Origin of the sequence: Porphyromonas sp. oral taxon 278 str. W7784 (assembly GCF_000467855.2) — a bacterium.
In the GTDB taxonomy this organism is placed as follows: Bacteria; Bacteroidota; Bacteroidia; order Bacteroidales; family Porphyromonadaceae; genus Porphyromonas.
Genome location: NZ_KI259258.1, coordinates 142,937 through 155,289, shown reverse-complemented (window position 1 = coordinate 155,289; position 12,353 = coordinate 142,937). Strand labels below are relative to the sequence as shown.

Here is a 12,353-nt window from a genome sequence, read left to right as displayed (position 1 = left end):
GATCGACACCACGACCTTGATAAGTTCGCAGGTGAGTGGGAAGGCGTTGGCCTTGGGGACTATCACTGGCGCGTACGTATCGCGGTGCAAAAGAAGCTAGACTGCTACGGATACTATTGGTCTGATGCCCTGGGCTTGGACCTATCAATCACTAAGGATGGTAAGCCAGCGATCACGCCGACCAGCAGGCTAATCCCTGGGACTTCTCTCATCCAAGGCACTAACTTTCGATGGGATAAGGAGAAACAGTCAGTAGACCCTAATATCTATAAGGTCCACTTCTCTTATGGGAAAGCTGACAAGCCCTATAAGGCGGCAATCCAAGTGTACCTCTGTCTGAATGCTGATCAAGATACGATCGTACTACGTCAGGGAGTTATTATTGCGATTGATGAGATTCCGAATATCCCTGATTATGTCATTGCCGGGGGCCTTCTGTCAGAAATCTGTACGCTACGACGGGTAAAGAAGAAGTAGGGAAAGTTCCTTTGTATAATGTGTGGATAGCTTCGGGCAAAGCATACTGAAGCTCGCCTTAGCACAGGAGCTACCTTGGACAAACTAGCAGGAGCAGGCACTTGCCTTCTCCTGTCTTGTTTCCGGCTCTCCCCTCGCTGGACAGGGAATAGGATGTGAATCGGTCTCGATGTGCAACGAGGTGCACACGTAGAGACAATGCTACGTATGGGGGAGCCAACTGCACCGGAGGATTTCGATACGAAAGCCCAGTCTACGGAGGTAGCCCCCCAGAGGCACGGAGGCTTTTCCTTATCTTTATATGGCTAAAACACCTATTGGCTAGAAGTGACAAGCAGCTTAATGATGAACAAATTGAACTTGCGCCTCATGATTGCAAATAACACAAAGAAGCGACAGGGAGTGTTTTTGGTAAGGGCAGTCTCAGCCCTACTCTTCTTCTCCCTATTTCTCCTCACTGAAGTATGCTCTGCACAGACGAAGGTAGTGGCCTTGCGCGACAAAGAAAAGATACCAGAGGAGAATCGAAACTTTCCTCGAGACTACTACTTTGAGGATCAACACCACGACCTTGATAAGTTCGCAGGAGAGTGGGAAGGCGTTGGCGTTGGAAACTATCACTGGCGCGTACGTATCGCGGTACAAAAGAAGTTAGACTGCTTCGGAGACTATTGGTCTGATGCCTTGGGCTTGGAGCTATCAATCACTAAGGATCGTAAGCCAGCTATCACGCCGACCAGGAGGCTAATCCCTGGGACTTCTTTCATCCAAGGCACTGACTTCCGATGGGATAAGGAGAAAAAGGCTGTAGACCCTAATATCTATAAGGTCCTCTTCTCTTATGGGGAAGCTGACAAGCCCTATAAGGCGGCAGTCGATGTACTTCTCTATATAAATGCTGATCAAGACACGATCGTGCTACGCCGGGGATTTATTATTGCAATTGATGAGATTCCGAATATCCCTGATTATATCCCTCCTAGGGGCTATCTGGCAGAAATCTGTACGCTACGACGGGTAAAGAAGTAGGGAAAGGTCCTTTGTATGATGCGTGGATAGCTTCGGGCAAAGCATACTGAAGCTCACCTTTGCATAGGGGCTACCTTGGACAAACTAGCAGGAGAAGGCAGGTGCCTTCTCCTGTCTTGTTTCCGGCTCTACCCTAGCTGGACGGGCAATAGGATATGCTGACGTCGTGATGTACAACGAGGAGTACACATAGAGACGATGCGACGTATGGGGGAGCGAACTGCACGGGAGGATTTCGATGCGGAAGCCCTGTCCTCGGGGCCAGCGCCCCAAGAGGCACGGGGGCTTTTCCTTATCTTTGTATGCCCAAAACACCAGTTGGCTAGAAGTAAGCTTAATGATGAACAAATTGAACTTTCGCCCCATGATCGTCGATAGCCTCCGAGGCTATACGAAGCAGGCGCTTACCCGAGACCTGATGGCAGGACTCATCGTCGGTATCGTCGCCCTCCCCATGGCTATCGCCTTCGCTATCGCCAGTGGAGTGTCGCCCGAAGTAGGGCTCGTCACAGCCGTCCTCGGGGGGCTCATCGTCTCCGCCCTCGGGGGGAGCTCTGTCCAGATCGGAGGGCCTACGGGCGCCTTCATCATCATCGTCCTCGGGATCATCGGGGAGTATGGACAGAGCGGCCTCCTTATCGCCACGCTCATGGCAGGAATTCTGCTTCTGCTGATGGGAGCACTGAGGCTGGGGTCGCTGATCAAGTTCATTCCCTACCCCATCATCCTAGGCTTCACGGCGGGGATCGCCGTGACGATCTTCACCACTCAGGTCAATGATCTCTTCGGTCTCGGGCTGACAGGTCTGCCGAAGGAGTTTGTGCCTAAGTGGGGAGTCCTCCTCTCCTCTCTGGGCTTGACGCACCTGCCGACGCTCTTGATCGGCCTCGGGAGCATCCTCATCATCCAGCTGACCCCTCGACTGACGAAGGTCATACCGGGCTCGCTTGTCGCCATCGTCGTGATGACCATCACCTGCTATCTGCTCAAGGAGTATGCTGGCATCACAGGCCTCAACACCATCGGGGACCGCTACACCATCTCGGCTCGTATCCCCGACCTCGTCGCTCCCGAGCTGAGCTGGGCGACCCTAGAGCGCCTCATCGGTCCAGCCTTCACCATCGCCATCCTTGGAGCTATTGAGTCCCTCCTCTCGGCAAGCGTAGCCGACGGGGTCATCGGTGAGCGTCATCGCTCCAATACCGAACTGATGGCTCAGGGCGTGGCGAACATCATCGTCCCCTTCTTCGGCGGCATCCCTGTCACCGGCGCTATCGCACGCACCATGACCAACATCAACAACGGCGGGCGCACCCCCATCGCTGGGATCACCCACGCTGTCGTCCTGCTCCTGATCTTCCTCTTCCTCATGCCTCTGATGGCCTACATCCCCATGGCTTGCCTCTCGGGAGTGCTCGTGGTCATCTCTTATAATATGAGTGGCTGGCGCTCCGTACGTGCGTCCCTCCGTGGGCCTCGTAGCGATGCAGCTGTGCTTCTCGTGACCTTCCTCCTGACTGTACTCTTTGACCTGACCATTGCTATTGAGCTTGGGCTACTTCTAGCGATGCTCCTCTTCATGCGCCGAGTGATCGAATCGACCCGTATCGTCGTCTCCCGAGACAAGCTCCACCTCCACTCTGAGGAGGATGACACCCAGCATCAGGGTGGATCGGAGACCCTTCACCTACCCCAAGGCGTCGAGGTCTACGAGATCGAAGGACCCTTCTTCTTCGGTATAGCTAACCGCTTCGAAGAGATCGTCCTAGCGACGAAGGCCCGCCCTCAGGTGCGCATCCTACGTATGCGTCAGGTGCCCTTCATGGACTCCACCGCCGTGCGCAACCTCCGTATCCTCATCGAGACCTCACAGAGCGAAGGCATCCGTCTTGTACTCTCGGGTGTACGCCCCTCAGTACATGCCACCCTCCAAGCTACAGGGATAGCGGATCTCATAGGAGAGCCGTATATTTGTCCGAATATTCACGAGGCCCTAGCCACAGCCACTCAATACTTAGCACAGCAGACGAATGAAAATAGGTAAAGTCGATCTTGGGGAGCGCCCCCTACTCCTTGCCCCTATGGAGGACGTGACGGATGTAGCCTTCCGCCTCCTCTGTAAGCGCTTCGGAGCAGACATGGTGTACACGGAGTTCCTCAGCGCCGATGCCCTCATTCGCCAGGTAGCAGGTACGACACGCAAGCTAGAGATCGACCCCGAGGAGCGCCCCGTAGCTATCCAGATCTACGGCCGTGAGGTAGAGCCCATGGTCGAGGCTGCCCGCATCGCTGAGGCTGCAGGTCCCGAGGTGCTTGACCTCAACTTCGGCTGTCCCGTCAAGCGGGTCGCCGGCAAGGGAGCAGGAAGCGGTATGCTCCGCTGTCCCGACCAAATGCTCCGTATCGTCGAGGAGATCGTCAAGGCCGTCAAGATCCCCGTCACAGTGAAGACTCGCCTTGGCTGGGATAACGATAGCAAGATCATCGTCACCCTAGCCGAAGCCCTACAGGATGTAGGTATCCAAGCCCTCACCATCCATGGACGCACCCGAGCACAGATGTATACGGGAGAGGCTGACTGGACGCTCATCGGTACCGTCAAGGACAATCCCCGTATGCACATACCCATCATCGGCAACGGGGATATCACCACGGGCGAAGAGGCCCGACTTGCCTTCGATCGCTACGGCGTCGATGGGGTGATGGTCGGCCGTGCCACCATCGGTCAGCCCTGGATCTTCGAGCAGATGAAGCACTACCTCCATACGGGGGAAGAGCTACCCCTACGAGCCAAGGCCTTCTACGTCGATATCCTTCGCCAGCTGGTAGACAATAATATCCGTAAGCTCGACGAACGGCGAGGTATCCTGCATAGTCGCCGACATATCGCAGCCAGCCCCATCTTCAAGGGCATCGACCACTTCCGCCCCGTCCGTATCGCTATGCTCCGTGCTACGACACGCGAAGAGCTCTTCGCAGAGATCGCTCATGCAGAGGAGCTCCTTCTGGCGACGGGCGAATATTGGGCACCTCAGAGCTAAGCCCTTCCCCACCCCATAGAATATCCCTATTCCTATCCCCATCATACGGCAGATCATGAATACGAAGACACTCCGCCTAGTCCTCCTCCTACCCTTCCTCCTCGCCTCCTGCTCAGGAGGTAAGTCGGGCGAATTCATCGCTGAAGGGACGATCACCGATGCCTCGGGCCAAGTGCTCTACCTCGAGTCCACCGACACGGACGAACCACAAGCCCTCGACTCAGTGACCCTCGACAAGGCGGGGCACTTCTCCTTCCACAGAGAGGGTCACAGCTATCCCTCCTTCTTCCGTCTGCGCCTAGGTGAGAGCTTCATCCCCTTCACAGCAAACTCCACGACGAGACTATCCCTCTCGGCTTCGGGCAAGGATCTCTTCTCCTCCTACAAGATCAAGTCAGGCGACAAAGCCAACGAGCAGATCCGAGAGATCACCCTCCTACGCTCCGCTACCGACAAGAAGATCGAAGGCATCATCTCTGCCCTAGAGGCGGGGACGATCTCACAGGCCTCAGCCCTGAGCTCCATCGACTCCCTTTCCTCCAAGCTCAAGGAAGCGCTCACCGATCGCTATATCTATAGTGACCCGAGGAGTCCTGCTGCGTACTTCGCTCTCTTTCAGAGCTACAAGGGCGGGACGTACTTCTCTGTCGATAGCCCCGGTGATGATCGTGCCTTCGCAGCTGTAGGGACAGCTTACGAAGCCTTCTACCCCAATGCTCCCTACACCCCTCTGCTCAAGCAGGCGGCCCTACGCTCCGTAGCTCTTGCTCGGGCTAGACGGCAGGCCTCCCAGCCCGATAGCCTTGCTACCCGTCAGGTAGAAGCCGTAGCCTTCCCCGAGATCCAGCTCAAGGACCAGCAGGGTCAGCTCCGCTCCCTCCGTGCCGAAGTAGCCAAAGGTCGCCCCGTGCTCGTATCCTTCACTAGCTACGCTGCCGCCTGGTCACCCGCCCTCGTCGCAGAGCTCCGCCGCCTACAGAGCTCCCATCCCGACCTCTTGATCTTCGAGGTATCTCTCGACCAAGATGCCTACCTTTGGAAGAATGCCTCCCGCTCGCTTCCCTGGATCAGCACCCAGGATCTAAGTCGTGAGGCAGCGGTCGACTACAACGTCCAGTCGCTCCCTTCCTTCTTCTCCATCCGTGGTACAGAGCTTCGCCGTCTTGACGAACCTGCTGACATCCTTCGTTAAACCCAAGCACTCCTCCAGCGTATGAGCAAGCACTCTGTCTCCCACTATCAGCGCCTCAATGGACGGCGCGCCTTCGCCTCACACGGCCATCACCGAGGACATCACCATGGGCGTCGGTGGACGCGCATCTTCCTCATCCTCTTCCTCGTCCTCCTCGTAGGTGCGGGGCTCTCGGGTGGGTACCTCTATATGACGCCTGCTGGTCGTCCCTCTACCGACACAACCTACATCTTCGTCTCGCCAGGTAGCAGCTATCAGGAGCTTCATGCTCAGCTTCAGAAGAAGCTCTGGCTACGCTTCCCCCGTATCTTTGACCAGCTTGCTACGTGGAAGGGGCTCAATGCTCCCCAGCACCCTCTACGCTCGGGTCGCTATGCCATACCCCGTGACTACACGATGCTCGAAGTCATAGATCTCCTCCAGCACGGAGAGCAGACACCCCTCACCCTTACCCCTCTAGCACTACGGACGAATAAGGAACTGGTCGACTTCCTTGCCCAGCACCTTTGGGTCAAGGCCGACAGCATACAAGCACTCCTCCAAGACTCAGATCTCATGAGAAGCTATGGGGCTACCAGCGTGAACTTCTACGCTCAGGCTATTCGCCAGCCCATGACGCTTGCTTGGGATGCTCCAGCGAAGACCCTCCTCGATAGTATCCATAGCGGTTACCTCCGCTTCTGGCAGGGGAAGCGTACCGAAGAAGCATCTCGCCTCGGTCTCTCTCCCCTCGAAGTGACGACCCTCGCCTCCATCGTCGAGAGTGAATCCTCTAAGCCCGAAGAGTACCGACGCATAGCAGGTCTCTATCTCAACCGACTCAAGAAGGACATCCGTCTGCAGTCCGACCCCACAGTGAAGTATGCCGTGGGAGACTTCTCTCTCAAGCGTATCCGTGGCGAGCATCTCCGTGTCGTCTCCCCCTACAATACCTACCTAGTGAAGGGTCTTCCCCCTTCGCCCATCGTCCTACCTCGCACAGGTACGATCGATAGCGTCCTTGTGGCGGAGCACCACGACTTCCTCTATATGTGTGCCAAGGAGGACTTCTCTGGCTACCATAACTTCGCCTCGACCTTCGCCGAGCATCTGGCTAATGCCAACCGCTATCAGCAGGTCCTTAATCAGCGAGGCATCCAATGAGCCTTACCCCAGAGAGTCCAGCGTGGACGGAGCGTACTGAGCTCCTCTTCGGTGAGGAGCGAGTCAGGGAGCTCGCAGCGTGCCATGTGCTCGTCGTCGGCCTCGGTGGTGTAGGAGGCTATGCAGCCGAACTCATCGCTCGTGCAGGGATAGGGCGCATGACGATCGTTGATGCCGACACCGTGCAGCCCTCCAATATCAACCGCCAGCTCGTAGCGACGACCGAGACCATCGGGCAAGCTAAGTCGGCGGTGCTTGCAGATCGTCTTCGCTCGATCAACCCTTCGCTCCAGCTCGAGGCTATACTGGCCTTCCTCAAGGACGAATCCCTCACCGAACTCCTTGACCGCCATCGCTACGACTACATCGTCGACGCCATAGACTCCCTGACGCCTAAGACCCATCTCATTGCCCAAGCCCTTCAGCGAGGTCTGCCGATCATCAGTTCGATGGGTGCTGGGGCGAAGAGCGATCCCTTCAAGATCCAACTAGCGGACCTCAGTCGCAGTAATAGCTGTACTCTGGCTCGTGTACTACGTAAGCGTCTACGCAAACTCGGCGTACACCAAGGCCTCCCCGTAGTCTTCTCCTCCGAGCTACCTGATCCGAATGCAGTGAAGGAGATCCAGGGAGAGCAGTGCAAGCGCTCTACAGCTGGTACCGTCTCCTACATGCCTGCGCTCTTCGGCTGTCACCTAGCCGCCTACGTCATCCAGCACCTACAGAAGTCCATTCCTTCCACAGAGACAACCCCAGCCCCATGATCATAGAAGCGACCAACATCCACAAGAGCTTCGGCACGCTCGAAGTCCTCAAGGGAATCGACCTCCGGGTAGATGCTCGGGAAGTCATCTCGATCGTCGGAGCCAGTGGTGCAGGCAAGACCACCCTCCTTCAGATCCTCGGTACACTCGAGGCGCCTAGTGCAGGAGCTTCGCTGAAGATCTGCGGTCAAGAGGTCACGACACTCAGTGCACGTAAGCAGGCAGAGCTACGTAATGAGCAGATCGGCTTCATCTTCCAAGCCCACCAGCTTCTACCCGAATTCACCGCTCTGGAGAACGTGATGCTCCCAGCCCTACTACGTGGTGATCGCCGAAGCAAAGCTAAGGACCGAGCTCGTGCTCTCCTCTGTCGTCTAGGGCTAGAAGCACGTATGGACCACAAGCCCGCCGAGCTATCGGGTGGCGAAAGTCAGCGTGTAGCCGTAGCCCGAGCTCTGATCAATGAACCCGCTGTGATCTTCGCAGACGAACCCTCAGGAAGCCTCGATACGGCGAACAAGGAAAGCCTCCATCAGCTCTTCTTCGACCTACGTGCCGAGCTGGGACAGACCTTCGTCATCGTCACCCATGATCCGGCCTTCGCCGCCGAGGCGGACCGCATGATCAGCCTCAAGGACGGCCTCATAGAAGCCATCCACGTTCGCCAAGACCTTACGACCGAGCCCCACCCTTAATCCCCCCCCATGCGCCAGAGGAAGATGACGACCAGCCGAAGCGAACGAATGTTCCTCTTCATCCTTGCCCTGATCACCCTCTCAGGGCTGGCGCTCTATGCCTTCGCTCCGCACAGCACCGCTCCTCGCTCTGAGAGCACGGAGGCGGAAGCCTCCCTTCCACAGGGCGCGTCACACCGAGGGCAAGACTCGATCATCAAGGATCCCCACTATGTAGGTCCTCCAGCGGGACAGGCTAAGACCGCAGAGAAGTTCAGGCACTATGTCCACCTTGATCTCAATTCGGTAGACTCCCTGACGCTACTTCGTGTCCCAGGCATCGGACCAGCCTTCGCCCACCGCATCCTCGCTCTTCGCACTCGCCTAGGTGGGTACTACACCGTCCTACAGCTTCAGGAGGTCTACGGCATGGATGAGGATAAGTTCCTCTCGCTCCGTCCGTGGTTCGTCATCAAGACTCCTCCCAGGAAGCATCCCCTCACTCATCTCAGAGCCGACTCGCTCCCCTGGCATCCTTACCTCAGTCGGGAGCAGAGCTCTGCACTAAGGAAACTCATCCTCCGCCACGGCTCACGGCTCTCCTGGAGCGCCCTCCGTGCCGAGGGGCATTTCTCTAGGGAAGACAGCATTCGCCTCAGCCCTTACTTCGTCGACAGCCCAAGGGCGACGGCCTCCTCCTATCCCCACTCCGACACGATCCTAAACCAACCCTAAACAATGTATCCTACGACTCGTCTGCGCCGTCTGCGCATGACCCCCAACCTCCGTGCTCTCGTCCGTGAGACTTCCCTCGAACCCTCAGACTTCATCGCTCCTCTCTTTGTCGTCCATGGCTCTTCCATCCGAGAGGAGATCAAGACCATGCCTGGTCAGTACCGCCTCTCTGTCGATGAGCTCGTCAAGGAGTGTCAGGCGCTCTACGAGGTAGGCGTCCTCTCCGTCATGCTCTTCGGCATCCCTGCCCACAAGGACAAAACTGGCAGTGAAGCCTATTCTAAAGAGGGCATCGTACAGCAAGGAATACGAGTGCTGAAGGAAGCGCTCCCAGAGCTCATCGTCATCGCAGATATCTGTATGTGCGAATACACCGATCACGGGCACTGCGGTATCCTCCACGATCACTACACGGTAGACAATGACGCCACTCTGCCCTATCTCTGCCGTCAAGCTGTCTCCTTCGCTCAGGCAGGTGTCGACATCGTCGCCCCCTCGGATATGATGGACGGCCGTATCGCTGCCATGCGTCAGGCACTAGACGAAGCGGGCTACGAACAACTACCTATCATGTCCTATGCAGCGAAGTTCAGCTCCGCCTTCTATGGACCCTTCCGTGACGCAGCAGACTCCGCTCCTAGCTTCGGCGACCGTCGTAGCTACCAGATGGATCCGGCGAATATCCGCGAAGCGATGCGTGAGATCGAAGGCGATATCGCCGAAGGTGCGGATATCGTCATGGTCAAGCCTGCCCTTCCCTACCTAGATGTCTTGCGCTGGGCTCGTGACCGCTTCGACCTCCCTCTGGCTGCCTATCAGGTCAGTGGCGAATATGCGATGATCCAGGCCGCAGGCCTCAATGGATGGATCGACCGAGAGCGCATCATGATGGAGAGCCTCCTCTCGATCAAGCGTGCGGGAGCCGACCTCATACTCACCTACTTCGCCCGCGAAGCTGCCGAACTGCTTCGTCGCTAATCCCCTTCCCTTACCTGCTACGCTCATGGCTTATCGTCGCCCCTTGACCCCGACGCAGATGGTCATCATCTCCGCCCTGTGGCTTGCCCTCGTCCTCTGGCTCCTCTTCGGTGGCGCTCGGCTCGACGGCCCCACACTCCTGACCCTTTTACTCTCGGGCGTGATCGTCTTCTACCCAATAGTCAAGAGTTGGCGTCAGCGACGACGCTGAGCCCTCGTAGCCGACACCCTTATCCCCCACATACTCGTATCCCCTAGAGACTTGCTCCGGCAGTCTCTAGGGGATACATCTTTCTATTCCCTCTCGGGAAGGGCAAGGCTTTCGCTCTCGCCCCCATCAAAGGTCCTTCAGCGCACTACTGAGCTCTTGGACGAAGTTGACCTGCCGACCTTGGTTGCACTCATAGATGAAGTCCCGAAGGCTCTTACTCGTATACTTCGAGAAGTCGCCCACCACGGCTAGCGGCATTCGATACTGCACGAACTTCTGGAGCACCTCCCCAGCGAGCTTAGTCTTCAGGTCGAAGAACTCCGGCGCGATATTCTCTTCATGCAAGATGATCTTATCGAAGCCCTGATAATATAAGTCGCCCAGCAGGCTAAGCCCATCCTCGACGGAAGTCAAGACGAGCCCCTCGGCCTGGATCTCGGCGACCTTCGCCTGACCTATACGGTGCGTTTCGATTCTCATAGAGTTACTTTAGCTATAGTTCATGTTCCGAGGGGTAGAGCTCAAGCTGTCTTCTTCCTCCGAGGATGCAGTTCCTTCCCCCGACTCTTCCACTCCCTCCACCAGCGGATTCATTCCAAGGAAGAGCGCCCAAATTCCTCTGTCGTAAAAGTACACTTTCCCCTCCAAAGATCTGCGCTTCTTCACCCCTTCACACCCCAGCGAAGAAGAGCCATCCGCACCTCCGTCATCGAGGCCTTCTCCAGCCCGCTCTACAAGCGACTTCTCGAGTACCCCAAAAACGACCCACGGTAGGTCGTCAAAAAAACCTACTGTAGGTTTCACTTGACGGTAGGTCGCATCGACGACCTACCGTAGGTCGTTTTTTCTGCCTCCCGGCATCCACCCTTCTTCGGCTCGCTCCCACCCCTCACCGTTAGAGCAGTGGTTCGATACTACCTGCCCTTTTCATTATCTTTGTGGACTAGCCTGCCCTGCGGGCTGTGATTCCCCTGGTATTGACAAAGTTAGGCACAAGGTAATGAGCATAAATTATCAAGAGTTAGTTCCCCAGAAGGCTTTGGGGAAGGAGATCAGTCACCATATCTTCCAGACCTATCGGTCCAAGACGGGACTGCCCCACGAGATCGAGCAGAACATCGAATACCTCAAGCGCTCCAACCCCGAATACGAATATCATCTCTTCGATGACGAAGACATCAAAGCCTTCATCCTCGAGCACTACGGCGAAGTCATCTGGGGCTACTATCAGCGCATCGCACCTGCCTATGGAGCTGCCCGTGCAGACTTCTTCCGCTACCTCCTCGTCTACGAGTGTGGAGGGGTGTACATCGACATCAAGTCATCCCTGGATCGACCTCTCAAGGAAGTACTCCGCCCCGAGGATAAGTTCATCCTCACCCATTGGGACAACCTCCCCGGAGGGCAATACGAAGGGATCGGGATCTTCCCCGAACTGAATTTCCTCCCCCGAGGCGAATACATCCAGTGGTGCATCGCTTCCGTGGCTGGCCATCCCTTCCTCAGAGCCGTCATCCTGCAGATGCTCCGCAATATCGACGAGTACACTCCCTTCAAGCACGGAGCAGGGCTGTGGGGCGTCCTACATACCACGGGGCCCGTCATGTACACCAAGACCATCGAGGCCATGCGCTCCACGCTCATCGAAGGTGAAGATTACCGCCTCCTTGACAAGCCTCAGGATGTAGGCCTGCGCTACTCCATCTACGACACCGCTGGGGTCTACGGGCATAAGAAGGCCCTCAAGGCCAACTACAACAAGGCCTACACACCCATCATCACGACACCCGGCCGACCTCTATATGCCAAGGTTGCCAAGGGCTATCTCTTTACGTGCCTCGTATGTCGTGTCCTGAGAGACAAGCTCCTCGCCCGCTTCAAGTAGACAGCGCTTCCGCCTAGCAAGCTCTGGGAGTAAGTAGCCCTAAGCACCAACCAAGCTCCCCCACGGCCTCTATTCTTAGAGCCCGTGGGGGAGCTGTCGTTTCTTCGGTCTCGTCTCCTAGATCACGCCCACATTCCAGGGCTAAGGAAAGCCCCCCAGCACAGCCCGCTCCACAAGCGACTTCTCGAGCATCCCAAAAACGACCTACGGTAGGTCGTCGAAAA

At 56.7% G+C, this 12,353-nt stretch carries 14 protein-coding genes; 12 read left to right on the top strand and 2 right to left on the bottom strand.

Annotation, left to right across the window (positions count from 1 at the left end; genetic code table 11):
• The 11 genes from HMPREF1556_RS08745 to HMPREF1556_RS07110 all read left to right on the top strand — a co-directional run.
• On the top strand, positions 1-477 hold a 477-nt coding region (locus tag HMPREF1556_RS08745; RefSeq protein WP_021667746.1), incomplete at its 5' end, for a hypothetical protein.
• Between the two features lie 345 nt (positions 478-822).
• Positions 823-1,506, top strand: coding sequence for a hypothetical protein (locus HMPREF1556_RS07155; protein WP_232299049.1), 684 nt, complete (start codon positions 823-825; stop codon positions 1,504-1,506).
• Positions 1,507-1,846: 340 nt separating this feature from the next.
• Positions 1,847-3,550 (top strand): SulP family inorganic anion transporter, encoded by a 1,704-nt coding sequence (locus HMPREF1556_RS07150; protein WP_044125460.1) that lies wholly within the window; start codon positions 1,847-1,849, stop codon positions 3,548-3,550.
• A complete protein-coding gene (dusB, locus tag HMPREF1556_RS07145; RefSeq protein ID WP_021667743.1) occupies positions 3,537-4,547 on the top strand; it encodes a tRNA dihydrouridine synthase DusB in 1,011 nt (336 codons plus the stop codon). The genes HMPREF1556_RS07150 and dusB overlap by 14 nt, the downstream gene beginning before the upstream one ends.
• A 55-nt stretch (positions 4,548-4,602) precedes the next feature.
• Positions 4,603-5,739 carry a DUF4369 domain-containing protein gene (locus HMPREF1556_RS07140; protein WP_021667742.1) on the top strand — a complete coding sequence of 379 codons (1,137 nt, stop codon included), beginning with the start codon at positions 4,603-4,605 and terminating at the stop codon, positions 5,737-5,739.
• 21 nt (positions 5,740-5,760) lie between these two features.
• Positions 5,761-6,882 (top strand): endolytic transglycosylase MltG, encoded by a 1,122-nt coding sequence (mltG, locus tag HMPREF1556_RS07135; protein WP_021667741.1) that lies wholly within the window; start codon positions 5,761-5,763, stop codon positions 6,880-6,882.
• On the top strand, positions 6,879-7,646 hold the full coding sequence (locus HMPREF1556_RS07130; protein ID WP_021667740.1) for a ThiF family adenylyltransferase: 768 nt from the start codon (positions 6,879-6,881) through the stop codon (positions 7,644-7,646). Before mltG ends, HMPREF1556_RS07130 begins: the two co-directional genes overlap by 4 nt.
• The gene (locus tag HMPREF1556_RS07125; RefSeq protein ID WP_044125458.1) at positions 7,646-8,341 is read left to right on the top strand and encodes an ABC transporter ATP-binding protein; all 696 of its coding nucleotides are present in this window, start codon (positions 7,646-7,648) and stop codon (positions 8,339-8,341) included. Before HMPREF1556_RS07130 ends, HMPREF1556_RS07125 begins: the two co-directional genes overlap by 1 nt.
• Positions 8,342-8,350: 9 nt before the next feature.
• Positions 8,351-9,055, top strand: coding sequence for a helix-hairpin-helix domain-containing protein (locus HMPREF1556_RS07120; RefSeq protein ID WP_021667738.1), 705 nt, complete (start codon positions 8,351-8,353; stop codon positions 9,053-9,055).
• Positions 9,056-9,058: 3 nt separating this feature from the next.
• Positions 9,059-10,033 carry a porphobilinogen synthase gene (gene hemB, locus HMPREF1556_RS07115; protein WP_044125377.1) on the top strand — a complete coding sequence of 325 codons (975 nt, stop codon included), beginning with the start codon at positions 9,059-9,061 and terminating at the stop codon, positions 10,031-10,033.
• 25 nt (positions 10,034-10,058) lie between these two features.
• A complete protein-coding gene (locus tag HMPREF1556_RS07110; RefSeq protein ID WP_021667736.1) occupies positions 10,059-10,244 on the top strand; it encodes a hypothetical protein in 186 nt (61 codons plus the stop codon).
• 126 nt (positions 10,245-10,370) lie between these two features.
• Here HMPREF1556_RS07110 and HMPREF1556_RS07105 read toward each other — a convergent pair whose 3' ends face one another.
• Complete coding sequence (locus tag HMPREF1556_RS07105) at positions 10,371-10,724, bottom strand: DUF4180 domain-containing protein (RefSeq protein ID WP_021667735.1); 354 nt, start codon at positions 10,722-10,724, stop codon at positions 10,371-10,373.
• A gap of 9 nt (positions 10,725-10,733) precedes the next feature.
• Positions 10,734-11,048: a hypothetical protein gene (locus tag HMPREF1556_RS07100; protein WP_021667734.1), complete on the bottom strand. Its 315-nt coding sequence runs from the start codon at positions 11,046-11,048 to the stop codon at positions 10,734-10,736.
• Between the two features lie 196 nt (positions 11,049-11,244).
• Between HMPREF1556_RS07100 and HMPREF1556_RS07095 the strand changes: the two genes are divergently transcribed.
• On the top strand, positions 11,245-12,129 hold the full coding sequence (locus HMPREF1556_RS07095) for a glycosyltransferase family 32 protein (protein ID WP_021667733.1): 885 nt from the start codon (positions 11,245-11,247) through the stop codon (positions 12,127-12,129).
• Positions 12,130-12,353 lie beyond the last annotated feature (224 nt).

Coding starts and splice junctions, on each gene's coding strand:
- mltG (WP_021667741.1), top strand. CDS start 5,761: ATGAGCAAGCACTCTGTCTCCCACTATCAGCGCCTCAATGGACGGCGC.
- HMPREF1556_RS07120 (WP_021667738.1), top strand. CDS start 8,351: ATGCGCCAGAGGAAGATGACGACCAGCCGAAGCGAACGAATGTTCCTC.
- HMPREF1556_RS07155 (WP_232299049.1), top strand. CDS start 823: ATGAACAAATTGAACTTGCGCCTCATGATTGCAAATAACACAAAGAAG.
- HMPREF1556_RS07140 (WP_021667742.1), top strand. CDS start 4,603: ATGAATACGAAGACACTCCGCCTAGTCCTCCTCCTACCCTTCCTCCTC.
- hemB (WP_044125377.1), top strand. CDS start 9,059: ATGTATCCTACGACTCGTCTGCGCCGTCTGCGCATGACCCCCAACCTC.
- HMPREF1556_RS07095 (WP_021667733.1), top strand. CDS start 11,245: ATGAGCATAAATTATCAAGAGTTAGTTCCCCAGAAGGCTTTGGGGAAG.
- HMPREF1556_RS07150 (WP_044125460.1), top strand. CDS start 1,847: ATGAACAAATTGAACTTTCGCCCCATGATCGTCGATAGCCTCCGAGGC.
- dusB (WP_021667743.1), top strand. CDS start 3,537: ATGAAAATAGGTAAAGTCGATCTTGGGGAGCGCCCCCTACTCCTTGCC.
- HMPREF1556_RS07110 (WP_021667736.1), top strand. CDS start 10,059: ATGGCTTATCGTCGCCCCTTGACCCCGACGCAGATGGTCATCATCTCC.
- HMPREF1556_RS07105 (WP_021667735.1), bottom strand. CDS start 10,724: ATGAGAATCGAAACGCACCGTATAGGTCAGGCGAAGGTCGCCGAGATC.
- HMPREF1556_RS07130 (WP_021667740.1), top strand. CDS start 6,879: ATGAGCCTTACCCCAGAGAGTCCAGCGTGGACGGAGCGTACTGAGCTC.